Here is a 23,878-nt window from a genome sequence, read left to right as displayed (position 1 = left end):
GAGAGCAACCGGAAAGCAACCGATGTAGAGGTGTAGCAAACTTTCAGCTTACAAAATCAGTGACCGGAACTGCGCACGCCTAGGAGTACGTCTTCCCAGGACGGCATAGGCGCCTTGCCGCCACGCTTGGCGCGATTCGGCTTGGCAGGCGCCGGTTTGGCAGCGGCCGGAGCGGCGGGCGCGGCGGCAGCCGGAGCGGGCGCTTCCGCAGCGGGAGCTTCCGCTGCCACCGGAACCGGAACCGGCGCTGCGGGAACGGGAGCCGCGGGAACGGGTGCGGCCGGAACGGGAGCCGGAGTCGACGGAGCTGTCTGCGCCGGAGTAGACGGAGCGACGGGAGCCGGGGCAGCGGGCGCGGGCGCCGACTGTGCCGGAGCCGCAGGCGGATTCGGTGTTGCCGGAGCCGAGGGCGCCACCGGGACCGGAGCCGGAGCGGCAACCGTGGCAGCGGGCACCGTGCCGTCACCGACGGCGGCGCGCTGCTCGAAGTAGCCGTCCATGCTCGCCGGGCTGGCGACCCGGGCGGGTGAGCTCTCGTATTCGGCCCGCTCTTCCCGCGGGGCGGGCGCCGGAGTACGCAGCGCGGGCGCCTCGGCGACCGGCTCGTTCTGGGCGGGCAGGATGGTGGCGAGCCCGCGCAGGGCCCGGCCGAAGTCCGGATCGATCAGATCGGAGGCCGGATCATCCAGCGGCACTACCGAACCGCCGTGCGCGTCGGGCTGGTAGCGCCAGTGCGCGGCAATGACGGAACGACCCGCCTGCCACTGCAATTGGGCGACCCAGTAGCCCTTCTCGTCCTTCCAGGCATCCCATTCGGCGACGTCGATATTGTGGCCGCGCTCGGCGAAGGCCGCGGAGATGATCTCGATGAGGGTTTCGACGGCAGGGCCGTCATTGCGCACCGGATGCGCCTTCTGTGCCAGCTCAGCGGCCCGGGCACGTTCCAGCAGAACGGGATACGCGAAGCGCTCGACCCGGCTGGCCGGCATGCCGGACTCTTCGGTCACCTGTTCCACCGAGGCACCGGCACGAACACGGGCCTGGATATCGCGAGGGCGCATCGTGGCTTCCGTTTCGATCTCGATTTGGCCGAACCTGGCAAGATCTCCGCGGGCAGCGGCACGCAGTTTGTCATCGGCGGCAAGCCGGTACTTCTGACCACTTTCGGTATCGATGCACACGATGTGTGTGGAATCGGGCGTCAATCCGATTACTCGAAGTTCACGCACCGTTACCTCCAATCACAGCTGCCAGGCTCGAGACACCGCCCACGATAATGGAACAGTAGTGCACTTCTGGGGTTCGTGGGGCAAGACACGCGGCGCGGAAATCTGTCGCCAGAGCTCCGCGCCGCATACTGTGTCTAAGTTTCGGTATCAGCCGATCTTTTCCACGACCCAATCAATGCAGCGGGTCAGCTGCGACACATCCTCCGGATCGATGGCCGGGAACATGCCTACGCGCAGCTGGTTACGACCCAGCTTACGGTACGGCTCGGTATCGACGATTCCGTTGGCGCGCAGCACCTTCGCAACCTGTGCGGCATCCACCGAGTCCGCGAAGTCGATGGTGCCGACAACCTGCGAGCGGTGCGCCGGGTTCGCCACGAACGGAGTCGCATAATCGCTGGTCTCGGCCCACGAGTACAGCCGCGAGGAAGAATCCGCGGTGCGCTTTACGGCCCAATCCAGGCCGCCGTTTCCATTCATCCATTCGATCTGATTCGCAAACAGCAACAGCGTGGCGAGCGCCGGAGTGTTGTAGGTCTGATCTTTGGTGCTGTTGTCGACCGCGATAGGCAGCGACAGGAATTCAGGGGTCCAGCGACCCGAGTTCTTGATCTCCTCGACCCGAGCCAGCGCGGCCGGGCTCATCAGCGCGATCCACAGGCCGCCGTCGGAGGCGAAGCACTTCTGCGGTGCGAAGTAGTACACATCGGAGTCGGCGATGTTCACCGGCAGACCGCCCGCGCCGGAGGTGGCGTCGATGGCGATCAGCGCATTCTCCGAGCCCGCGGGACGCGAGACGGGGATGGCGACACCGGTGGAGGTCTCGTTGTGCGCCCAGCCGATGAGGTCGACCGACGGATCGGAGGTCGGCTCGGGCGCGCTGCCCGGCTCGGACTTCACCACGATCGGGTCGCCGATGAACGGGTTGCCCTTGGCCACGGAGGCGAACTTGGAGGAGAACTCGCCGTTGCTCAGGTGCAGCGACTTCTCCCGGATCAGGCCGAACGCGGCCGCATCCCAGAACGCGGTGGTGCCGCCGTTGCCCAGCACGACCTCGTAACCGTCGGGCAGGGTGAACAATTCGCGTAGACCGGTGCGCACCCGCGCCACCACGTCCTTGACCGGCTTCTGCCGGTGCGAGGTGCCGAATACGGAGGCGCCGGTATCCACCAGGGACTGCAGCTGTTCGGGACGCACCTTGGAGGGTCCGCAGCCGAACCGTCCGTCGGCAGGCTTGAGATCGTCGGGGATGGCCGGGAACGCAGAGGTCATGGCGACAAGGGTAGTTGCTGTGTATTACCGCCGAAACGAGTGGGTGAGCATTACCGTTCACCATCATGAGCATGGCCGCGCACGAGCGACCGAGTCCCACCGCCGAGAGATCCGACAGCCTGCCGAATTCGGCAGGTGCACAACGCGACAGCCCAGGTGAGGGGCCCCGCCCGGGATTGTTCCGGCGATGGTCGGGGCGGCGGCTGTCCTCCCAATTCGGTTCGCCCGGCTTACGACTGCATCTCGCGGCGCCGAATCGCGGCCCCGGGCTGGACGATGCCGCGCGCCGCGAACTGCTCATCCACGGCACCGAGGGCACGGCCACCATTCTGAGCGTGCGCGGCGCGCGCACTTCCGAGGAGGACGACGGGCCCGATTCCGGCCACGAATACTGGGTCCGAATCCAATTGGAGGGCAAGCACGCCTACGAGACCCGGGTCCGGCAGCGTGTCAGCCCCCCTGATCAGGAGTGGATGCAACCCGGCGACATCATCGCCTGCCGGGTCGATCCGGGCGATCACGACCGCGTGGTGCTCTATGTCCCCGCGGTCAACGAGACGGCGCGCACCAATATCGCCAAGATCCTCAGCGACGGCCGCCGCGCGCAGGCCACCGTGCTCGCCACCACCCCGGTGGCCGCCGACTACACCGGGCGTGATGATCCGGTGCTGCGATTGGACCTCGAATTGCACGCCTGGGACGAGCCCGCCCCGTGGCGAGTCCGGATAGTGCACCCGGTTCCGCTGTCCGCACTGGAACTGGTTGACCTCGGGCGGCGACTGGAGGTCGCCTTCTTCACCGTCGATCGCGGCGAATCGGTCGCCGTCGACTGGAAAGCCTCCCGCGAGCGCTGATCTGCGGCCGGCTAGGGCAGTCTGACGAAGGCGAATCCGCTGGAGCGCAAGGCCGGAATCGAGTTGTACATACCGGGCCCGGTACCGGATTTCGGGCGGTGCATATGCGCGAGGGAAATGCCGCCGGACTGGGCTTTCATCATATTGGCCTGCACCTGGGCGGCCGTGGCGGTCGCGCCGAGGTCGGCATTGATGGAGAAGCCGACCGGCGTTTCGCCCAGATCCTGGACGATCGAGACCGCGAGTTCGTCGTAGTGCGCGGTGCCGGTGCGGAAGAAGCGGGGCGCGCGGCCGGTGAGCGCCACGAGTCGCTCGTGATTGCCCCACACCTCGTCGACCGCCTCCTGCGGGGACTGTGTCCCGCTGATCCCGTAGACGGCCCGGCCGTTCACCGAGAGCGGCCGGTGCGCGGTGCCGTGATTGCCGAGTTCGAACAGCGGGTTGGCGGCCAACTGCGCGGCGCGCGCCTGATTGGCCTCGATCCAGCGGCTGTTCACGAAGAGGGTGGCCGGAATCTGCTGTGCGATCAGCAAACTCAGCAAATTCTCGTCGATATCGTTGTTGCCCGGACCACCGCACGCGTCGAAGGTGACGGCGAACTGTTTACCCGTGGCATTGAAATTGGTGATGATTCCGGGGATATCCGTACCCCACTGCTGCGGCTTCTTGCCCGCGTATTTGGCGGCCACCGCATCGGGGGCCATGCCGGTCTTGTTCAACGGCAATTTTGTCGCGGCCAGGCTTGCTGTCCGGCTTTGCGAGGTTTCGGCAAGACGATCGTCCGCATTACCGGTGGCAGAGCCGCAACCAGCGGTAACGAAGCCTGCGGCGAGCGCCGCGCCGGCGGTGAGTAGACGTCTCCGGGACAGTCCTGCATCGAGCACTGTCGCAGGCTATGTCAATCGAAACCGCATTGCCAGGATTTGAATCAGCGCGATGTGGACATTCTTGGCCTGGTTACCAATTCGCCACCACAATTCGGGCAGATGTAATTCATTGTTCGACCACACGACTCACAGAATGTGCACTCGTACGCGCAGATCAGCGCCGGACCGTCGGCAGGCAGTTCCGCAACCTCGCAGCGTTCACAGCGAATTCTCATCTCCAGCGCCACATCACACCCCTGTCCCACCTGCGACCGACCCTCCCGGCGTGCCGCTGCCACCGGGTTGCCCCAGACTGTAGCGGCCCAGTCACCTTGCCGCCGACAGACAATCGGCGGCAATCGGGGGGCACGGCGCCATCGCGGCGCTGACTGTTTCGACTCGCACAAGGAAGTACATGACCTACCCGAACAATCCGTACCCGCCGCAGCAGCCCGGGGAGGGCTTCCCGCCGCAGCCGGCGTACGGATATCCCCAGCAGGACGCCCCGCCACCGGGCTACAACGCCACACCCCCCGGATACGGCGCTCCGCCACCGGGATACGGCTATCCGCAGCAGCAGCCCGCGCAGCCCGGATACACCTACCCGCAGCAGGGATACGCGCCCGGCGGCTACTCCCCCTACGGCAACTCTTACGGCCAGCCCCCATTGCCGTTCGCCCATTGGGGCGCGCGCGTGGGCGCATACCTTCTCGACGCGCTGATCTTCTTCCTGCCCGGCTTCATCCTGGAGATCATCGGGATGACCGTCGGCACCGATTCTCTCGACTGCTCCACCTATAGCTCGAACTCCAGCTCGAGTTATGAATACAGTTCGGGCTGCACCGGCGGCAGTCTGAACACCGTGGGCTTGATCTGCGTTTTCCTGGCACTGGCGCTGTTCATCGCCGCCGGAATTTTCCTGGTCTACCTGGAGGGCTCGAGCGGCCAGACGCCGGGCAAGAAGGCGCTCAAGATCCGTGTGGTGCGCGAATCCAACGGCCAGCCACTGGGTTTCGGCCTGGCGCTGGGACGCAAACTCCTCCACGTCGTCGACAGCATGGCCTGCTATCTGGGCTGGCTCTGGCCGCTGTGGGACGAGAAGCGGCAGACGCTCGCCGACAAGATCGTCCACACCGTCGTGGTCAAGGTGTAACAGCCTCGGGCTCGAAACAGCGCGGCTCGCAACGGAATTCCGTTGCGAGCCGCGAACTGTATCGGGGCGCTTCCCTTATAGAGCCACAGCCCTCATCGGGATACCGCTTACTTGCGAACGACGGTTTCCCAGCCGGTCACTGCCTCGGGCAGGCGCGGGGCCGGGCCCGTGTAGATGGCCGCCGGGCGGACCAGCTTGCCGAGCTTCTTCTGCTCGAGGATGTGCGCACACCAGCCGGCGGTGCGGCCGCAGGTGAACATGGCGGGCATCATGTGCGCCGGAACCTCGGCGAAGTCCAGGATGACGGCGGCCCAGAACTCGACATTGGTCTCGATGGCGCGGTCGGGCCGGCGCTCGCGCAGTTCGGCGAGGGCGGCCTGCTCGAGTGCGGCGGCGACCTCGTAGCGCGGGGCGTCCAGGCGCTGGGCGGTGGCGCGCAGCACGCGGGCGCGCGGATCCTCGGCCCGGTACACCCGGTGGCCGAAGCCCATGAGCTTTTCCTTGCGGTCCAGGATGCCCTTGACCAGCGCGCGAGCATCTCCGGACTGCTCGACCGCTTCGATCATGGGCAGCACGCGGGCGGGGGCGCCGCCATGCAGCGGGCCGGACATGGCGCCGATGGCGCCGGACAGCGAGGCGGCCACGTCGGCGCCGGTGGAGGCGATGACGCGGGCGGTGAAGGTGGAGGCGTTCATGCCGTGCTCGGCGGCGGACACCCAGTAGGCGTCGATGGCCTCGGTGTGCCTGGGGTCCGGATCACCCTTCCAGCGGGTCATGAACCGCTCGGTAATGGTGGTGCACTCGTCGATCTTCTTCTGCGGCACGGCGGGCTGGTAGATGCCGCGCGCCGACTGGGCGACGTAGGACAGCGCCATGACCGAGGCGCGGGCCAGATTGTCGCGGGCGGTGTCGTCGTCGATGTCCAGCAGCGGCTGGTAACCCCAGATCGGGGCGAGCATGGCCAGGCCGGCCTGCACGTCGACCCGGACGTCGCCGGTGTGGATCGGCAGCGGGAACGGCTCGGCGGGCGGCAGCCCGTGCCCGAATTCGCCGTCCACCAGGAGGGACCAGACGTCGCCGAAGGTGACCCGGTTCGCGACCAGGTCCTCGATATCGACGCCGCGATACCGGAGCGCACCACCGTCCTTGTCCGGTTCGGCGATATCGGTGGTGAATGCCACCACGCCTTCGAGACCGCTGACGAAGTCAGCTGGGATGACAGGGCTGGTCGCAGCGCTGGCAGTCATGTTGTGACTCTCCTTGCAAAGTCGGGCCGCCCGATCTTTGGGCAGCCACGCCGTTCATTTAGACCTTAACGCGCGCATTACTCCGGAGTAACGTCTGGCCCATGCCCGACCAGGAGAATTACGCCACTCCCGACCTCGATATCGCCGCCATGCGCGTGGAGTACGGAGTGGACGCCGGAGACAATCATCCGGGCCTGGATACCGACCTCGATGAGAGCTGGCTGGCGGACGGCTGGGAACCGTTGCTGCGCAACTGGATCGAGCACGCGACCAGTGCCGGTATCACCGATTCGAATGCCATGGTGCTGGCCACCGTGGAAATCACCGAATCGGGTCCGAAGCCGTCTTCGCGGACCGTGCTCTGCAAGGGTCTCTCGCCCGAAGGTGTGACTTTTTACACGAATTACGAATCGTTCAAGGGCCGTCAGCTCATGGCGACGCCGTACGCGTCGGCGACTTTCGTCTGGCCGGCGCTGGGCAGGCAGGTGACGGTGCGCGGTCCGGTGCGGCGGGTCGCGGCCGAGGTCACCGAGGTCTACTGGCGCTCACGGCCGCGGGGTTCGCAGCTGGGCGCGTGGGCGTCGCAGCAGTCGCGGACCATCGGTTCGCGGGCCGGGCTGGACGAGCAGTGGGAGGCCACCACCGAGCGGTTCGCCGAGCTGGATGTCGTTCCGGTGCCGCCTTTCTGGGGCGGATTCCAGATTCAGCCGGAGACGGTGGAGTTCTGGCAGGGACGCCGCAGCCGGATGCACAATCGCGTCAAGATGACGCTGGAGCCGGGCACCACCGAGGTTTCGGCGATGAAGGTCGAGCGTCTACAGCCCTGAACAATTCCGCGCGACAGTGCGGATCCGCGCATATCAGGGCAACGTTAAAACTCGTGGGATAAAACACTCTCAAATGGTGGGATGTTTCTCCCAAATTGCCTAGCCAAGCTGTGTTTAGGCTGGCTAATGTCACCGCGGTGAAGCTGCTCGCCGATATAACCCCCTTACGCAACCCCGACTACCGGAGGCTCTGGACCACCGGCATCGTCACGGTTATCGGCGCGCAGCTCTCGGTGGTCGCGGTACCCAAGCAGCTGTACGACATGACGCACAGCTCCTCCTATGTCGGCCTGGCCGGACTGTTCGGCCTGATCCCGCTCATCGTGTTCGGGCTCTGGGGCGGTGCGCTCGCCGATGTCATGGATCGCCGGAAGATGCTGCTGATCACCAGCACCGGCACCGGCCTGACCTCGGTCGCCTTCTGGGGGCAGGCGGCGGCGGGACTGAACAATCCGTGGGTGGTGCTGGTGCTGTTCTCGGTGCAGCAGGCCTTCTTCGCGATGAATCAGCCTGCCCGCGCGGCCATCTACCCGCGCCTGCTGCCGGCGGAGCAATTGCCCGCGGCCAATTCGCTGAGCATGACGGTCATGCAGTTCGGCGCGATCGCCGGACCGGTGACGGCGGGCATGCTGATTCCGTTCAGCGGTCTGGCCACGCTGTATCTGATCGATTCGGTCTTCCTGCTCGCCACGCTGTGGGCGATCTGGAAGCTGCCCCCGATCCCGCCCACCGGCACCGCCCGCCGGGCCGGATTGCGCGAGGTGCTGGACGGTTTCGTCTACCTCGCCACGCAGCGAATCCTGTTGGCGTCCTTCGCCGTCGATGTGGTGGCCATGGTCTTCGGCATGCCGCGCGCGCTGTTCCCGCAGATCTCCCTGGACACGTTCCCCGGCAGCAATTCCGGCGGCACCGCGCTGGGCCTGCTCTTCGCCGCCATGTCGGTGGGCGCGGTGCTCGGCGGCGTCTTCTCCGGCTGGCTGACCCGAATCCGCAGGCAGGGCTTGGCCGTTGTGGTCTGCATCGTGCTGTGGGGCCTCGGCATGGTCGGCTTCGGCCTGGCCGTCGGCGCCGCCGGGCATGCGCTGAGCACCACGGTCGCGCTGTGGATCGCCTTCGCCTGCTTGGCCTTCGGCGGTGCGGTCGATATGTTCTCCGCGGCCCTGCGCACCACCATGCTGCAGTCCGTGGCCACCGACGAGATGCGTGGTCGCCTGCAGGGCGTATTCATCGTGGTGGTGGCGGGCGGGCCGCGCATCGGTGATGTTGCGCACGGTTTCGCCGCGGCCGCGGTGGGTACTGCTGCAGCAGCGGCGGGCGGCGGTGTCCTGGTGGTACTGGGCATGGCCCTCGCGGCCCTGGTCTTCCCCGCTTTTGTGCGCTACCGGGTGGTACGTGCGCATTCGCAGTTGCAAACCACCTGAGCGCGTTTCATGCCAATAGCACATGAGAGCCTCTAATCTCACCTGGCGGCGAAGTGACTGTGAGGTAGTTATTGGTGACCCTCGTTAGTCGGGCGTACTGGACAGCGGCTAGCGTTGACGCAAGCGCGTCGTCGCCACCCGCCGATGCCTATGGTTTCAAGCCTGAGAGGGATCCTTCCGTGCCCGCTGAGAACATCATCAACGTCGACGACGACGCCAAGCCGGTGCTGACTTACCCCGGCGGCGAGTACCCCATGACGGTCGCCAAGGCGGTCGAGGGAAATGACGGAATAGACCTGGGCAAGCTGCTGGCCAGCACCGGGTACGTCACCTACGACCCGGGTTTCATGAACACCGCGTCGACCAAGTCGTCCATCACCTATATCGACGGTGAAGCCGGCATCCTGCGGTACCGCGGCTACCCGATCGAGCAGCTGGCCGGTAAGGCCAGTTTCATCGAGGTCAGCTACCTGCTCATCTACGGTGAGCTGCCGACGCAGGCCCAGCTGGACGATTTCACCGACCGGATCCGCCGGCACACCCTGCTGCACGAGGATCTGAAGCGGTTCTTCGACGGCTTCCCGCGTAATGCGCACCCGATGCCGGTGCTCTCGTCCGCGGTGAACGCGCTGTCGGCGTACTACCAGGACTCGCTGGACCCGCGCGATCCCGAGCAGGTCGAGCTGTCCACCATCCGACTGCTGGCCAAGCTGCCGACCATCGCGGCCTACGCCTACAAGAAGTCGGTCGGCCAGCCGTTCCTGTACCCGGACAACTCGCTGAGCCTGGTCGAGAACTTCCTGCGCATGACCTTCGGCTTCCCGGCCGAGCCGTACGAGGTCGATCCCGAGGTCGCCGCCGCGCTGGACATGCTGCTGGTGCTGCACGCCGATCACGAGCAGAACTGCTCCACCTCGACCGTGCGCCTGGTCGGCTCCTCGGACGCCAACCTGTTCACCTCCGTCTCCGGCGGCATCAACGCACTCTGGGGCCCGCTGCACGGCGGCGCCAACCAGGCCGTGCTGGAGATGCTGGACGACATCAAGGCGAACGGCGGCGACGTCAAGGAGTTCATCCGCAAGGTCAAGAACAAGGAAGACGGCGTGAAGCTCATGGGCTTCGGGCACCGCGTCTACCGCAATTACGACCCGCGCGCGACCATCGCCAAGCAGCACGCCGACGCCATCCTGAGCAAGCTCGGCGGCGATGATCAGCTCTTCGATATCGCCAAGGCGCTCGAGGAAGCCGCGCTCACCGATGAGTACTTCATCGAGCGTCGCCTGTACCCGAACGTCGACTTCTACACCGGTGTCGTCTACCGCGCCATGGGCTTCCCGACCCGCATGTTCACCGTGCTGTTCGCCATGGGCCGGCTCCCGGGCTGGATCGCGCACTGGCGGGAAATGCACCGCGAGCCGCTGAAGATCGGCCGTCCGCGCCAGATCTACACCGGTTACGCCGAGCGTGACTACAAGGGCATCTCCGAGCGCTGAGCTCCGCCCCGCAGTACCTGACATCGAACCCGCCTCCGGCACAACGGAGGCGGGTTTCGTCGTTTCGGAAGCCCTTATCGCACAGCGGTTCCCGGCGTTAACGTGGACTGCAAGGTCTTCTTAAGAAGATCGACAGCGACCCCCGGCATTGTTGTTCCCACGAGATCGAAACGATCTCACAGGGAAACGAAAGAGTATGTGCCACAGGCGCATACAGCTGAGAGGGAATAATCATGCTGTACCTGCTCGATGCCGGCTCTTCCATCGCCGCAAATGCCACCGCCGCAATCGGCAATCTCATCAACATCATCATGGCACTCGCTCCGCACTAGTTGATCCGCCGATCGCCGGGACGGGGTAGCGATACAGCCCGGGGGGCGGGGGTTCACATCACGGGGGTGCCGGGGGGCAACAATCCGTCAGTGCTTGTCGGGGGACGGGCGCTGATCAGGGGGGAACAGCCGGCCGGGGGGACGAGTCGGTTCGGGGGGACGGGCTCGTTCGGGGGAACAGGCCGGTTCGGGGGGACGGGGTAGCAACACACTCGGGGGGCTGGGGCACACCGAGCCGGGGGGCTTGGGGGCGACAGCTGGGGCTGGTCCGGGGGGCGAGCGCCGGTTCGGGGGGGACGTGGGCAGCGTTGCCGGGGGGCGGCGCTGGTCGGGGGCGCGCCAGGTCGGGGGGCCTGGTGTTCGACCGGGGACCAGGGGGCGTGTGGCGCCATCCGAGGGATATCGGGGGCGGGTGGCGCCACACGGAGGGAAAACCGAATGCGCGGGATGCCGGATTCATGGGATGGTCGAACCATGGCATCGACGAATGGCATTACCCTGCGTTCGGCCACCGCGAGCGACTGGCCGGCAATTCTGGAGCTGGCCGAAGTGTGCTTCGGCATGCGCTACGACCAGCCCGAAATCGACAATATTCCGGGTCTGTTCCCCATCGACCGGGCGATCGTCGCGGTCGACGAGGGGCGGATCGTCGGGCATACCGTGGACCGGACCATGACGGTCACCGTGCCCGGTGCGGCCACGGTGCAGGCGGCCGGTGTTTCCGCGGTGACGGTCGCGCCCACCCATCGGCGGCGCGGCATTCTGCGCGCGCTCTACACCGCGCAGCACGAGCGCACCGAGGCCGAGGGCGTACCGCTCACCATCTTCACCGCCAGCGAGGGCACCATCTACGGGCGCTTCGGCTACGGCCCGGCCACGGTGGAGAATGCGGTCAGCATCGAGCGGGCGCAGGCCGAATTCCGTTCCACCGCACCGGATCCCGGTGGTGTGCAGACCTCCACCCTGGCCGCGGCGCAGGATCACATCCGTGAGGTGTACGACCGCTGGCGGCGTCTGGTTCCCGGTGGTCAGGCCCGCCCGGACGCCAACTGGAATATCTGGTTCGCCGATCCGGAGCGCCATCGCGAGGGCGCGTCCTCACTGTTCGCGCTCACCCATCCGGACGGCTATGTGCTGTACCGCCGGCAATGGCGCAATGACGAATCCGTCGCGACCGTGGCGGAATTCCGCGCCGTCACGCCCGAGGCGCATGCCGCACTGTGGAGGGTATTGCTGAGCCTGGACCTGCTGAAGAAGGTGGAGGCGTCACTCACCAGCGACGACCCACTCCCCCTGCTGGTCACCAATCCGCGACTGGTCCGCACCACCGCCCGCTACGACGGACTGTGGGCCCGGGTCATGGATGTGCCCGCGGCGCTGTCCGCCCGCACCTACCAGCAGGACCTCGATACCGTACTGGCAGTACAGGATCCGTTCCGCGATGCGGGCGGCACCTTCGCCCTGCGGGTGCGCGACGGCGTGGCCGAATGCACGCCCACCAGCCGTCCGGCCGAGCTGGAACTCGGCATCGATGTACTCGGCAGCCTGTATTTCGGTGCGCACCGGGCCCGAGTCTTCGCCGCCGCCAACCGAATCCAGGCCAAGGATGCGGGAGTGCTGCGGGCATTCGACACGGCCTTCACCGGTGAACGCGATCCGGAACTCGGCTGGTTCTTCTGAGCACCGAGTAAATGCGCGCGAAAACGGCTGGGCGGCACCATCGGTGCCGCCCAGCCGTACCTTGCGCCTACTGCCCTACTTTGCGATCTTCGCGCGGAAGGGTCCGCCGATGCTGTTGAACAGCAGGTCCCCGTTCGGGAAGGCTTCGACGATCGCGTATGCGCCATTGCCGAGGTTGGATTGACCGAAGATGGTGCGGTGCACCGTTTCCCCGGTCTTCCAATCCAGGCCGGTCAGCTCCCAGCCGTCGGCCTTGGAGTAACCGTTGACGAAGACGATGCCCGCACCCGTGGAGACCGCGGGCACCATGGAGGTGGAAACCACGTCGCCGCGCGTCCACACCGAATTCCACTGGTGCGCCTCGGGATCCCATTCGAAGCGCTGCATACCGTGCGGCGGCTCGGCGACCGGGCCATTGGCGATCACGTCCACCAGGCGGTCCGGTGAGCCGCCCGAGCCGATGTTCTGCACCACGAATGCGCCGTAACCGTTCACCACGACGGACTGCTCCGACTGGATGAACTCCGGCGGATTGTCCAGGCCGGCGGTGACCTGGATCTGATCGGCGATCCGGTTGGACTTGGTGTTCGGCTTCTGCTGGAAGCCGTCCGGAATCTTATTGCGCCAGAACGCGACCAGCTTCATATGGTCGGAGCCGTCCGTGATCACCACCAGCTCATCGGTGCCGCTGCCGTAGCCCATCAGGGTCGGGGTGGACCCGGTGCCGATGCCGAATTTCACCGCCGGGGGCTGGCGTCCGAAGTCGTACGGAGAGGCCCACGCGCCATCACCCTCATCGGTCGAGAGCTTGTCGTTCTTCCACACCGCCTTGCGCATGATCTTGTCGGAGGCGAAGTAGATGCCGCCGTCCGGATCCACGGCCATGGAGTTGGAGACGGTTTCGTCGTCGCCGATGCGGACCTGCTGCGGATCCCCGGTGAGGTCGCGGTTCAGCACGTACAGCGAGCGGGAAGCCAGTACGGCCAGATGCCCGTCGTAGGTCATATCGGCGCCGACGATCGTCTCGGGCGTGCCGAGCGTCGTCAGGGCGGTCGACAGCAGCGGCTTGAAGTCCTTCTGCGCCAGGATCTCGATACCGTCCCCGGGCTTGTCCTTGTTCTTCAAGCCGAAGACGAACAGCACCGCATCCTGATTGATGAAGTAGAAGTGATTGTCCTTGTCCACCATGCCGTAGATGCCGTTGGTGATGCGCTGCCAGTTGGCGCCGCCCCAGTCCTGGGCAATCGCGCTCTCGATCTGACCGGCATCGGTGAACTGCTGATTGAGCACCTGATCCAGCTGCTGCGGCGAAATCGGCTGTACGCCGGGCGCATCCATGGACGCGACTTCCTGGAAGCCGCCGTTCGAAACGTCCACATAGCGCGGTCCCGAGGTGGAGGAGATCCACATGAAGTCCGGCGACGGCGAGGCCAGGGTCATGATGCTGACGGGCCCGGTCGGGACACGTGGCATCTGGGCGGGATCGATATGGAAGGTGCCGCGTGGAACCGGGTCCGGGAAACTGTCGGACTGGGCCGGGTCGAGGTGGGTGACGGCGAATTTCTCGGCGGCCAGATACGGATTGCGCGCGGGGCCGGAACCCGCCGCGCTCGCCGCCCCGGAGGTGGTCGACGCGCTTCCGGAATTCGATGAACTGTCACTGCTGCACGCGGAAAGCGTGCCGGCCGCCGCAAGTGCCAGTGCCGCGGCTCCCGCCTGGCAGCGCAATAGTTTGCCCACAGTGTGCTCCTACCTGCGCGAGCGTTTCGCACACGCGCCTCAGAAAGCTACCGGAACTTGAATCTTCAATGCCAAGAGCCATAAATAGGTGATCTCGAGTCGCCGGGAGGCGCTCGAGATCATTAGCGGGATATTAGCAAGAATGGATTGCGGAAGGGGACGATTCGGACATCACCCGGCGAATCCCGCACACCCTGATCGGTACCCCCACCCATAAGTCAGGGTTCTCCCCGTGGTGGACACCGCCGCGACGCTGGCATGCTGGAAGAGTGAAACCGATCCAGCTGATTCTGAACGTCCTGTGGCTCGTCCTGGTCGGATTCTGGATGGCCGTGGGCTATGTGATCGCCGGGCTCATCTGCTGCGTGCTGATCGTGACCATTCCCTGGGGCATCGCCTCGTTCCGCATCGCCTCGTTCGTGCTCTTCCCGTTCGGGCGGGAGGCGGTCGAGAAGCCGGGTGCGGGGGTGGCGTCGATGCTCGGCAATGTCATCTGGATCATCGTGGCCGGCTGGTGGCTGGCGCTCGGGCATCTGTTCACCAGCATTGCCCTGGCCATCACCATTATCGGAATCCCGTTCGCCTGGGCCAACCTCAAGCTGATCCCGATCTCGCTGATGCCGCTCGGCCGCGAAATCGTTCCCAGTGACCGGGCTTTCGGCGCCTGAACCCGCTGCGGCGCGGCAGCGTCCGGGGCACAGTGTTGTCATGCACGACAATTCGCCCAGGCAAGACAATCCGCTGCCCAGGCAAGACAATCCGCTGTGGGCGTCCGGCCCCGAGATCCCGCGGCTCACACCCGCCGAGGTCGCCGAACGCGGTCTGACCTTCGCCGATCTGCTGCTGCTTCGCGAGCAGGACGAGCATCCGGGGCTGCGGTTCGAGGACTCGGTCTGGACCTGGGGCGAGGTGGTGCGCGAATGCGCCGCCCGCGCCGCGGTGCTGGGCGCGCTGCGCCGCCCGGACCACCCCTTCCACCTCGGGGTGCTGCTGGAGAATGTGCCCGAGTACATCTTCCTGCTCGGTGCGGCCGCCCTGTCGGGTGCGACGCTGATCGGCATCAATCCGACCCGGCGGGGCGGCGAGCTGGCCGCCGATATTCGCGGCGTGGACTGCGATCTGATCCTCACCGATTCGCAGCAGCGGGATCTGCTCGCCGATCTGGACACCGGAGTGGACGCGGACCGCATTCTGGCCGTCGATGAACCCGAGTGGCTCGAACGTCTTTCCGCAGCAGCCACCCATTCTGTGCGGGTCGCGCCCGAGGCGCGGGAGCGCTCCACCCGGCTGCTGCTGACCTTCACCTCCGGCTCCACCGGCGCCCCGAAGGCCGTGATCTGCACGACCGGGCGGCTGGCGGCGCTCGGCGCCATGAACCACTGTTCGCTGACCCGCGACGATGTCACCTACAACGCCATGCCGCTGTTCCACGGCAATGCGATCATGGCGTGCTGGGCGCCGTCGGTGTTCACCGGCGCGACCTTCACCATGCGCCGCAGGTTCTCGGTCTCCGGATTTCTGCCCGATATCCGCCGGTTCGGGGCCACCTATTTCAACTATGTCGGCCGGTCGCTGGCCTATCTGCTGGCCGCCCCGGAATCGCCGCTGGAGCGGGATACCAAGCTGCGCATCGCCTTCGGGACCGAGGCCGCGCCGCGCGACCGGGACGAGTTCGCACGGCGATTCGGGGTGCGGCCGGTGGAGAGCTACGGGTCGAGCGAGGGCGGGGTGGTGATTCGGCTGTCACCGGACTCACCGCCGAATTCACTCGGCCGCGCACCCGAGTTCATGAATATCGAGATTCACGATGAGCATGGAAAGCAGTGTCCACGTGCGTATTTCAATGAGCACGGTGCGCTGGTCAATGCCACGGAGGCGATCGGCGAGATCGTGAACATCACGGGCGCGGCCATGTTCGAGGGCTACTACCGCAATGAGCAGGCGAGCGCGGAGCGCATCGACGGCGAGATCTTCCGCACCGGCGATCTCGGTTATCAGGACGAGGCCGGATTCTTCTACTTCGCCGGACGTTCCAGCGATCGCATCCGGGTGGACAGCGAGAACTTCTCGTCCGCACCGGTGGAGCGGATTCTGGCGCGCTTCCCGGGCGTGAAACTGGCGGCGGTGTACCCGGTTCCGGACCCGCGCACCGGTGATCAGGTGATGGCCACCCTGGAACTCGATGCGGGGGCGGAGTTCGATCCGTCGGAGTTCGGCCGATTCCTGGCCCGGCAAAGCGATCTCGGCACCAAGTGGGCGCCGCGGTTCGTGCGGATCACCGCCGCGCTGCCGGTCACCGCCACCCGGAAGATCGACAAGCCCGCGCTGCGCCGCGAGTCCTGGCTGGCGGACGATCCGATCTACCTCGGCACGGGGAAAACGCCGGAGTACCAACGCCTGACGCCGCTGCTGCGGGCAGAGCTGGCGGACGAATACGCGCTGTACGGGCGCTCGCCGAATTGATGCGGGCCCGAGAGACTGACGCGGACCCGAGAGCCGTTCCGCGCTACTCGGATTCGTCGACGATCTGCTTCATGATGGCGACGGCCTGGCTCAGTACCGACAGCTGGTCCGAGGTCAGACCCGAAAGCTGTTCGGTCATCCAGGCTTCGCGTGCGTGGTTCTCGTCGGCGACGAGGGCGCGGCCGGACTCCGAGAGCGACACGATGATCTGCCGGCCGTCGGTGGGATGCGGATTGCGCACCACCAGAGCCATTTCCGACAGGGAGGCGATCACCCGGGTCATGGACGGCGGTTGCACCCGCTCCTTCGCGGCCAGCGTGCCCGGCGTCATGGCGCCGTCACGATTGAGGGTGGCGAGGGCGGAGAGCTGAGTCAGCGAAATCTGAGCATCGGCGCGCCTACCTCGCAGATGTCGCGTCAAGCGCACCACCGCCAGCGACAGTTCACCGGCGAGCGCTCGAATATCGGAAGGCGTTGTCACAGAGGCAAACGATACGTGACACCTCGCGCCGGGGACGGCGGTTCAGTATCAGACCCCCGCCACCAGGGGGCGAACCCACCGGTACGCGCCCTGTCCCCCACCCGGGCCCGGCACCTTCTACTCTGGAGACGTGACCCAGCCCGTGCCGGAGATTCCCCCGCGCTTCACCGATCCGCGTCCGGTGCTGGCCATCGGCAGCATCGGCTTCCTGATCGCCACCATCGCCGTCTGGCTGAACGACAGCTGGGCCACCTCCCGCCCGGTTTGTCTGATGGGTCTGGGTGTCGGATTGCTCGGCTACACCCTCTTCGCAATCCAGCGCCGGGGCGCCCGTCGTGGTGACAAAGGCGCACAACTCGGGCTGGACTAACCCCCGGACGAGCGTCCAGCAGAAAATTTCCGACCGTGCGAATTGACTGCACGCGTTGCGGACGCTTAACTCCCTGGAGTGTCCTCCCGATTGAGCGTCGAAGAACGACGGGCCCACCTTATCGAGGCGGCCATCGGCCTTGCCGAAAAAAAGGGCGTGGCAGGAGTTACCACGCGCGATGTTGCTCAGGCAGCCGGTGTTTCGCTCGGTGTGGTGCATTACTGTTTCGAAAACAAGGACCAGCTGATGACAGAGCTGGTCAAGGCGCTTTCGATGGAATTGCGAGATTCCGTCGACGCCAACGAAGCAGTATGGCAAGACGTCGGAACTGGAAAAGAAGCACTTCAAAGATTGGTGCGCGCGGCACTCGAACTCATGTGGCTCAATGTCGAAGCCACTCCCGAACGCCAACTACTCACCTACGAAACAACCACCTACGCACTACGCGAAGGCGAAGTAACTCCGGCAAAACTCGCGATTGCTCGCGAGCAGTACATGTTCAACGACTCCACCCTTGCCGACATCGTCGAGCATGCGCGTGAAGCCACGTCGACGCAGTGGTCCATCCCCGTCGGCACGCTCAGCCGCTTCATTCTCGCCACCATCGACGGCGTCGTGCTCCGCTGGCTCGTCGACAACGACAGTGCCGCCGTCCGTGAGCAATTGGATGTTCTCGCCACCATGGTGTGCTCCTACGCCAGCTGATCCACCCGGCGGCAATTCCCCGCAATACCAACACGTTCGGCGCGAGCATCCCGAGGGATGCCCGCGCCGAACACATTTCGGTGTGCTCCCCGCGCGGCAGACCACCCGTCGCCCCGGCAGCACAAACCACCCGTCATCCCGGCGCGCTTTTGGCCGGGATCCACCGGAACCCATTGATTCACCATGGATCCCGGCCAAAAGCATGCCGGGACGACGGGGTGGCGGTGCCGGGACGGCGGGTCAGTTGTGCGGTAGCGCGATGTGTGGGTGCGCTTGGACGTGGGTGACGTCGCCGTCCTGCCACCAGGCGACGGCGACGGTGGCGTCGACCGCGCCCGTAAGGCGGACTCGGAGCTCGTCGTGGATGACGAGTTCGCCTGTACGCGCGGGGAATCCGAATTGCAGGCGGAGCAGGACGCCGAGCGGATCGGCGGACCAGGTCGTGCGGCGGCCGTCGCCGAGCACCTCGGCGGTGACCGCCTGCGAGGCCAGGGGCAGGTCGAGCAGCGCCGCGAGGGAGGGGGCGGTGTCGATATCGCCGACGATCAGGCGGTCCGCGGGCAGCGCGGGGCCGAACCACGGCTGATCCAGCACCAGGGCGTCGGCGGCATCGATGACCGCACCGGTCAGGGCACGAACCCGGTCGGGCGGATCCAGATCCGCCACCTCCAGGACGCCGTCGGCGAGACCCTCGGCCAGTCGGCGATGGGTTTCCGAAATCGCCTCGGGGACAGGGATTCTCGTGGGATCCTGCAGTGCGTCCATGAGTTCCTCGGCCAGCTCGGCGGACATCACCTCCGGATCGGCCAGGACCGCGCGCAGCACCCGCAGGTCGTGGGCGCCGAAGCCGGGGATCACCGGGAGCAGACCGTCGAAGGTCGTATCGTCGGGATGCCGCATACGGCCGAGCGCGATGCCGTCGATATGCGCGTGCCGGCGCAACCACCATGCGGTGTAGCCGTCACGGTCGCCGAGCAGCGGGCGGGTGTTCTCGTCGGACAGCAAGAGCTGCAAGGCTTCCGGCCATTTGTCGTCGTCGACCAGATCGAGGTCGCGAACGGCGCGCAGCTCGCGCGGATCATCGGCGAGGCGGTCCCACCAGGACTCCTCGTCGTCGAGATGGTGGTCCGGGCCCGTCGGATCCGATTCTGTGACCACGGTGAAACTCCAGCCGACGCCGATGGCGCGCAAGGCTTCCGGGCCGTACCTCTCGACCTCCGCCGCGGCGACGGTGCCCAGGGGCGACTCCGCGTCCAGGAGCGGGCCCAGCGGTGCGCCCGGGAGCAGCAGCTCGTCGGCGGGCTGCAATTCGCCCGTGCTGTCCGGCAATTCGAGCGAACCGAGCCAGGACGGCAGCGCGCCCGGCACGGATACCGCATACGCGGCCAGCCCCAGTACCGCCTCGACGGTATCGGGATCGCTCGGATCGTCCTCCAGCTGCGCCTGCAGCGCCGGATCGTTCAGCAGGTCCTCCGGTGTGGCAGCGCGCGCTCCCAGCCGCCCCAGCAGCTCGTGTGCGGCCTCCGGATGGGCCAGCCGCGCCCAGTGCACCGGAATCGGCGAGCGCAGCTGATCGTCCAGCACGACCGTGCGCGGACCGGTCACCACCCGGCCGTCGGCCAGCGGCACCGCGAGGGCGCCCAGCTCCTCCACCGACAGTGGATCGAGGACGAACGGCTCCAGGGCGTCGTACAGCGAATACCACCACTGCGGTGCGCGTTCCAGGCTGCTCGACAACTCCGCTATCCGAGCCAGCCCGAGCCGATGCACATCCAGCGCGGCCAGGGCATCGGAACCCGCGCGCCCGGACAACTCCGGAATCACCAGCGGTCCCACGATTTCGGTGAGCAGTGCCGCCAATTCCGTTGTGACGCCGGTGAACACACTCACCCGGCTGGGCCGCTCGATCGAGAAGGCGGTCCGCACCGCGGATCCGGCCCCGTTACGCGCCGCACCGAACAGCCGGTCGTCGTCGAGCAGATCGTCCGAATCACTCGAGCGGCCGGCGTCGGGTGCGGCTTCGGCGGCACCGCCGGACTCGTGCGCGGGATCCGCCGCGAGGGCCAGGTCGGCGGCGAGAACGGGGTCGGTGGCCGGCGCTTCGTCCGAGGTGCTCAGGACCGGGAGCCAAGGATGTTCGCGGAGTTCGGCGACCAGGGCCTCGCGCAGCAGGCTGTCGGCCTCGCTGCGGGCGAAGGCCGGTGCGGGCACCAGCACGAGGCGGTCGATCGGCGGCAGGGCGCGGGCGAAATCCGCGTAGCCGGCGGCCAGGTCGGCGATGCGGGCGCCGGGCAGCAGGCGGCGGCGGTCCGGCTGCATGGCGATATCGGCGATGAGCAGCGCCGGCAGCGACAGCTCCTCGTCCGACCGGGTGGGCGCGCGCAGCACATCGGGGGCGGTCACGACCGGGCGGCCGCCCCGCACCGGCAGCAGCCAGCGGGCATGCTCGGTCCGGTACTGCCACCAGCGGCGGTCCTCGGCCTCGGGGCCGGCGATGCGGACTTCCTGAATACCGTTCTCGAGTTCGGTTACCGCACTGGATATTTCCTGGTCACCGATTCGAATGTGATGCAGTGCAGGCAGTTCCAGCAGCAGATCCACCGCCTCCGCCCGCATGGCCGTGAGCAGTCCGACGGTGTCGATGTCCGCCCGCAGCGTGAGCACGACCTCACTGTCGAATCCGTCGACCGGTCGCTCCTCGATCGGCCACGCCAGCCGCAGTGCGGGCGGCGCGAATTCGCCTTCGACATCGGGGATCGCGATCCCCTCCGTCCCGAGCAGTGCACGCGTCTCGGCCCGTGAGAATCGCACCGATCCACCGCGGGAACGGAATTCGATCTCATCCGCCACCGCCAGCACCGCGGTGAACCCCACGCCGAACCGTCCCACGGAGGCGTCGGCGCTGCCCTTCGCGGACGCACGCAGCGCCGTCAGCGCGTGCACACCCGAAATATCCAGCTCCACACCGGTATTCGCGATATGCAGCGCACGCCCCTCGAGCCACACCGCGATCCGCCCGGCCACACCGGCCTTGGCCGCGGCATCCGCCGCATTCTGCGCCAATTCCGTCAGCAGCCGGTCGCGATATCCGGACCGCACCAGATCCGCCTCGGTGGCCGCATCCTCCCGCAACCGGGTGGGCGACCCTCGCCACGCCGCGACCACCCCCGCCCGCAGCGCCGCGGTATCGAACGGATCCCCCACTCCCAGACCGCCGTTCAACCCACGCACCCCTTCCACTCATCAACACCGGCACGGCGTGCACCGCCGTCCGTATACCGCACGCGAACAGCACACAATAGGCGCGTTGTCCGAGAACCGACGATCGCGTCCCTACCGCACGATTTCCCGCACCGGCAGCCGGGCCCGGACTCGGAACACCACGCGCGCAGGGACTTTTCGAGCCTTCCGAGCACGGCGAGCAGCGGCTCGGCGTGTGGTCGCACGACAGTCCCCGGGTGGGCGGACAGGCCCGCCCACCTCATGGTGCCCGCGTCCGAAATCTCGGCCGCGAGGCTCAGCGGGTCTCCGGCGCTCCGGCGTCGCCCGGCTGTGCCGCACCGGGTTCGGAGTCGACGCGGACTGCGCTGACACCCCAGGCGTCATCGACCTCCGCATCGGGATCTGCCACCTCGAAGAGGGTGAAGGGAGCATCCGCCGGAGCGGCCGCTTCGCCCGACTCGACCGGTACCGCGTCGGCGTTCACATCAACGGCCACGGAGACGGAGTCCGCGACGACATCGACGGCCCCGGCATCGGCGATATCGGCCGCATCGCCCTCGTAGCCCGCCGAATCACCTTCGGCGTCAACATCATTCAACGCTGTTCCGACACCGGCCGGCGTATCGCCCGGATCGGCCGCGGGCTCGATGCTCACCTCGGCGGCGTACTCGGCGCCCGCCTCGGTCCCGGGCGGAATGCTCACCGCGGTCGCAGGCTCGATACCCACCTCGGACACCGGCTCGCCATTGGCGTCGACAGTGGATTCGTCGTTCACATCAGTCACGAGCTCGACTTCCGCATCAGCCACGAGCCCGACATTCGTGTCGGCCGTGGACGTTTCATTACTCTCGGCTGCGGATTCGGTTTCGCGGGAAGCACTTTCGATGGCTGCGAGCTGCTCCCGGGTACGGAATTCCGATTCGGGAACGATATCGAACGCGGCGTCGTCATAGGCCTCGAAGGCCGGGGATCCGGCGCCCGTGGGGAGTTCGGTGTCCGAGTGCGCACCGCAACCGTATTCGCGGTGCACCACATGCCCGTCCGCGCCCATGGCATTGGCGCAGACGCCGAATCCGGCGCGCAGGGCCCCGGCCAGCGGCACGAAGAAGCCACAGACACCGCAGGCGGCGGGCGCCGCCCGGGCCATATCGGTATCGGGTCCGAATTCGGAGAACCAGCGGTCGGCCGCGTCCTCCCGGCCTTCGCGGCTCAGCACCCGGCTGCGGCCCAGACCGAGTTCGAGCGCGACCTCGTCGACGACCGGATCGCCGGTGATCAGATACCCGGGCACCAGGCGCGGATCGTCCTGCAGCGGGGCCAGCAGGTCGCCGGGTCCCAGATCGCCGGGGCGAATGCGCTGATCCCACGGCAGGAAGTCGGGCGCGACGAGCGCGTCCGGACCGGGTAGCAGCGCCGATTCGCTCACCGTGACATGGGTGGCCTCGGGTGGGGCGGCGACGACCACCGCCCACTGCCAGCCCCGATAGCCCGGCAGGGTGGCCTCGAAGTGATGGGTGGCCGCCGAATCGTCCTCAGTGGTCACGCCCAGATGCTTGCCGACGCCGAACGGCTCCAACTCCAAGAGCGCACGGCGAGCCAGGTCGACCGCCTCCGCCAGGATCGGCCGTACAACGGACTCCGAAACTCCAACCGCGCTCACGCCCTACATTTTGCCGTATGGAGCGCAAACGCCGTGCACCGGTAGCGGCCGTCCCCCTTGCACTGTCCACCGTCGTGTGCCTGGCCGCCGCAATGTCCGCCTGCAGCAGCCCGGACGACACGCCGCAGCTGCGTGTCGAAGTCGTCGCGACGCGCGCGCACGACACCGCCGCCTTCACCGAGGGCCTGGAGGCGGACGGCGACACGCTCTACGAGAGCACCGGACTTTCCGGACAGTCCTTCGTCCGCGCGAGCAAGCTGTCCGACGGCAGCGAGCTGGCCCGCGCCGACCTACCGGCCCCCCTGTTCGGCGAGGGCATCACCCGTGCCGGAAACGTGCTCTGGCAAATCACCTATCAGGACCACATCGCCATCGCCCGCGATCCGGAAACCCTGACCGAGCTGCGCCGCACCGGTTTCGACGGCGAGGGCTGGGGCCTGTGCACCCGCGACAACCGAATTCTCATGAGCAATGGTTCGAGCACCCTCACCTTCCGCGACCCGCAGACCTTCGCCCCCACCGGGACGATCAGCCTCACCAGCCGCACGGGCACTCGTCTCAACGAACTGGATTGCGCCCCCGACGGTTCCGTCTACGCCAACGCCTGGCCGACCGACACCATCCTGCACATCAACCCCGAAACCGGCGCTGTACTGGGTGTTATCGACGCCTCCGGCCTCCTCCCCAAGGGCTCCCGCACCCCCGACACCGACGTCCTCAACGGCATCACCCACCTCCCCGGCACCGACCATTTCCTGCTGACCGGCAAGAAATGGCCGTACACCTTCGAGGTCCGCTTCGTCCCCGCGTGAGGGGAATGTGGCGCCGCACACCTGCGGTAGTGGAGCCGCTGTTCTCCGACA

19 protein-coding genes and 1 pseudogene are annotated in these 23,878 nt (G+C 66.9%); 11 read left to right on the top strand and 9 right to left on the bottom strand.

Annotated elements, in window-relative coordinates:
* Window positions 1-56: 56 nt before the first annotated feature.
* Together sepH and serC are read right to left on the bottom strand one after the other, a co-directional pair.
* Window positions 57-1,229 carry a septation protein SepH gene (gene sepH, locus ABZX86_RS16300; protein ID WP_355124181.1) on the bottom strand — a complete coding sequence of 391 codons (1,173 nt, stop codon included), beginning with the start codon at window positions 1,227-1,229 and terminating at the stop codon, window positions 57-59.
* A 147-nt stretch (window positions 1,230-1,376) separates the two neighbouring features.
* The gene (serC, locus tag ABZX86_RS16295; protein ID WP_355124179.1) at window positions 1,377-2,501 is read right to left on the bottom strand and encodes a phosphoserine transaminase; all 1,125 of its coding nucleotides are present in this window, start codon (window positions 2,499-2,501) and stop codon (window positions 1,377-1,379) included.
* Between the two features lie 65 nt (window positions 2,502-2,566).
* Between serC and ABZX86_RS16290 the strand changes: the two genes are divergently transcribed.
* A complete protein-coding gene (locus ABZX86_RS16290) occupies window positions 2,567-3,355 on the top strand; it encodes a hypothetical protein (protein ID WP_355124177.1) in 789 nt (262 codons plus the stop codon).
* Window positions 3,356-3,366: 11 nt separating this feature from the next.
* Here ABZX86_RS16290 and ABZX86_RS16285 read toward each other — a convergent pair whose 3' ends face one another.
* A complete protein-coding gene (locus ABZX86_RS16285; protein ID WP_355124175.1) occupies window positions 3,367-4,239 on the bottom strand; it encodes a polysaccharide deacetylase family protein in 873 nt (290 codons plus the stop codon).
* 44 nt (window positions 4,240-4,283) lie between these two features.
* Window positions 4,284-4,457 (bottom strand): DUF1272 domain-containing protein, encoded by a 174-nt coding sequence (locus ABZX86_RS16280; protein ID WP_355124861.1) that lies wholly within the window; start codon window positions 4,455-4,457, stop codon window positions 4,284-4,286.
* Between the two features lie 179 nt (window positions 4,458-4,636).
* On the opposite strand from ABZX86_RS16280, the gene ABZX86_RS16275 reads away from it, so the two are divergent.
* Entirely contained in the window at window positions 4,637-5,374 is a 738-nt protein-coding gene (locus tag ABZX86_RS16275) for an RDD family protein (protein ID WP_355124173.1), read from the top strand.
* Window positions 5,375-5,481: 107 nt separating this feature from the next.
* Here the strand turns inward: ABZX86_RS16275 and ABZX86_RS16270 are convergent, their stop codons facing one another.
* Window positions 5,482-6,621: a citrate synthase 2 gene (locus ABZX86_RS16270; RefSeq protein ID WP_355124171.1), complete on the bottom strand. Its 1,140-nt coding sequence runs from the start codon at window positions 6,619-6,621 to the stop codon at window positions 5,482-5,484.
* A 149-nt stretch (window positions 6,622-6,770) separates the two neighbouring features.
* On the opposite strand from ABZX86_RS16270, the gene pdxH reads away from it, so the two are divergent.
* From pdxH to ABZX86_RS16250, 4 genes are all read left to right on the top strand, one after another.
* The gene (pdxH, locus tag ABZX86_RS16265) at window positions 6,771-7,448 is read left to right on the top strand and encodes a pyridoxamine 5'-phosphate oxidase (protein ID WP_355124859.1); all 678 of its coding nucleotides are present in this window, start codon (window positions 6,771-6,773) and stop codon (window positions 7,446-7,448) included.
* A gap of 137 nt (window positions 7,449-7,585) precedes the next feature.
* Window positions 7,586-8,869, top strand: a complete 1,284-nt coding sequence (locus tag ABZX86_RS16260) for an MFS transporter (RefSeq protein ID WP_355124169.1) — start codon at window positions 7,586-7,588, stop codon at window positions 8,867-8,869.
* A gap of 179 nt (window positions 8,870-9,048) precedes the next feature.
* A complete protein-coding gene (locus ABZX86_RS16255) occupies window positions 9,049-10,362 on the top strand; it encodes a citrate synthase (protein ID WP_327143550.1) in 1,314 nt (437 codons plus the stop codon).
* Window positions 10,363-11,168: 806 nt separating this feature from the next.
* A complete protein-coding gene (locus ABZX86_RS16250) occupies window positions 11,169-12,374 on the top strand; it encodes a GNAT family N-acetyltransferase (protein WP_355124166.1) in 1,206 nt (401 codons plus the stop codon).
* A gap of 75 nt (window positions 12,375-12,449) precedes the next feature.
* Here ABZX86_RS16250 and ABZX86_RS16245 read toward each other — a convergent pair whose 3' ends face one another.
* Window positions 12,450-14,114 (bottom strand): hypothetical protein, encoded by a 1,665-nt coding sequence (locus ABZX86_RS16245; protein WP_355124164.1) that lies wholly within the window; start codon window positions 14,112-14,114, stop codon window positions 12,450-12,452.
* 278 nt (window positions 14,115-14,392) lie between these two features.
* Between ABZX86_RS16245 and ABZX86_RS16240 the strand changes: the two genes are divergently transcribed.
* Window positions 14,393-14,782: a YccF domain-containing protein gene (locus tag ABZX86_RS16240; RefSeq protein WP_327146390.1), complete on the top strand. Its 390-nt coding sequence runs from the start codon at window positions 14,393-14,395 to the stop codon at window positions 14,780-14,782.
* A gap of 40 nt (window positions 14,783-14,822) precedes the next feature.
* Complete coding sequence (locus tag ABZX86_RS16235) at window positions 14,823-16,577, top strand: AMP-binding protein (RefSeq protein WP_355124162.1); 1,755 nt, start codon at window positions 14,823-14,825, stop codon at window positions 16,575-16,577.
* Window positions 16,578-16,620: 43 nt separating this feature from the next.
* Here ABZX86_RS16235 and ABZX86_RS16230 read toward each other — a convergent pair whose 3' ends face one another.
* A complete protein-coding gene (locus tag ABZX86_RS16230; protein ID WP_355124160.1) occupies window positions 16,621-17,058 on the bottom strand; it encodes a MarR family transcriptional regulator in 438 nt (145 codons plus the stop codon).
* A 130-nt stretch (window positions 17,059-17,188) separates the two neighbouring features.
* Between ABZX86_RS16230 and ABZX86_RS16225 the strand changes: the two genes are divergently transcribed.
* Window positions 17,189-17,428 (top strand): DUF2530 domain-containing protein, encoded by a 240-nt coding sequence (locus tag ABZX86_RS16225; protein WP_327143546.1) that lies wholly within the window; start codon window positions 17,189-17,191, stop codon window positions 17,426-17,428.
* Between the two features lie 90 nt (window positions 17,429-17,518).
* The gene (locus ABZX86_RS16220) at window positions 17,519-18,133 is read left to right on the top strand and encodes a TetR/AcrR family transcriptional regulator (RefSeq protein WP_327143545.1); all 615 of its coding nucleotides are present in this window, start codon (window positions 17,519-17,521) and stop codon (window positions 18,131-18,133) included.
* 240 nt (window positions 18,134-18,373) lie between these two features.
* On the opposite strand, the gene ABZX86_RS16215 is transcribed toward ABZX86_RS16220, so the two are convergent.
* Together ABZX86_RS16215 and ABZX86_RS16210 are read right to left on the bottom strand one after the other, a co-directional pair.
* A complete protein-coding gene (locus tag ABZX86_RS16215; RefSeq protein ID WP_355124856.1) occupies window positions 18,374-21,298 on the bottom strand; it encodes an ATP-binding protein in 2,925 nt (974 codons plus the stop codon).
* Between the two features lie 982 nt (window positions 21,299-22,280).
* Window positions 22,281-23,015, bottom strand: a pseudogene (locus tag ABZX86_RS16210) (DUF3027 domain-containing protein); the annotation flags it as partial.
* A 17-nt stretch (window positions 23,016-23,032) separates the two neighbouring features.
* Here ABZX86_RS16210 and ABZX86_RS16205 point away from each other — a divergent pair.
* Window positions 23,033-23,827, top strand: coding sequence for a glutaminyl-peptide cyclotransferase (locus tag ABZX86_RS16205; protein ID WP_355124157.1), 795 nt, complete (start codon window positions 23,033-23,035; stop codon window positions 23,825-23,827).
* The last annotated feature ends 51 nt before the right edge of the window (window positions 23,828-23,878 follow it).

Source organism: Nocardia sp. NPDC006630 (genome assembly GCF_040611495.1).
Taxonomy (GTDB): domain Bacteria; phylum Actinomycetota; class Actinomycetes; order Mycobacteriales; family Mycobacteriaceae; genus Nocardia.
This window is presented reverse-complemented; position numbering and strand designations above follow the sequence as displayed.

Coding starts and splice junctions, on each gene's coding strand:
- ABZX86_RS16290 (WP_355124177.1), top strand. CDS start 2,567: ATGAGCATGGCCGCGCACGAGCGACCGAGTCCCACCGCCGAGAGATCC.
- ABZX86_RS16250 (WP_355124166.1), top strand. CDS start 11,169: ATGGCATCGACGAATGGCATTACCCTGCGTTCGGCCACCGCGAGCGAC.
- ABZX86_RS16205 (WP_355124157.1), top strand. CDS start 23,033: ATGGAGCGCAAACGCCGTGCACCGGTAGCGGCCGTCCCCCTTGCACTG.
- pdxH (WP_355124859.1), top strand. CDS start 6,771: ATGCGCGTGGAGTACGGAGTGGACGCCGGAGACAATCATCCGGGCCTG.
- ABZX86_RS16235 (WP_355124162.1), top strand. CDS start 14,823: ATGCACGACAATTCGCCCAGGCAAGACAATCCGCTGCCCAGGCAAGAC.
- ABZX86_RS16270 (WP_355124171.1), bottom strand. CDS start 6,621: ATGACTGCCAGCGCTGCGACCAGCCCTGTCATCCCAGCTGACTTCGTC.
- ABZX86_RS16275 (WP_355124173.1), top strand. CDS start 4,637: ATGACCTACCCGAACAATCCGTACCCGCCGCAGCAGCCCGGGGAGGGC.
- ABZX86_RS16280 (WP_355124861.1), bottom strand. CDS start 4,457: ATGAGAATTCGCTGTGAACGCTGCGAGGTTGCGGAACTGCCTGCCGAC.
- serC (WP_355124179.1), bottom strand. CDS start 2,501: ATGACCTCTGCGTTCCCGGCCATCCCCGACGATCTCAAGCCTGCCGAC.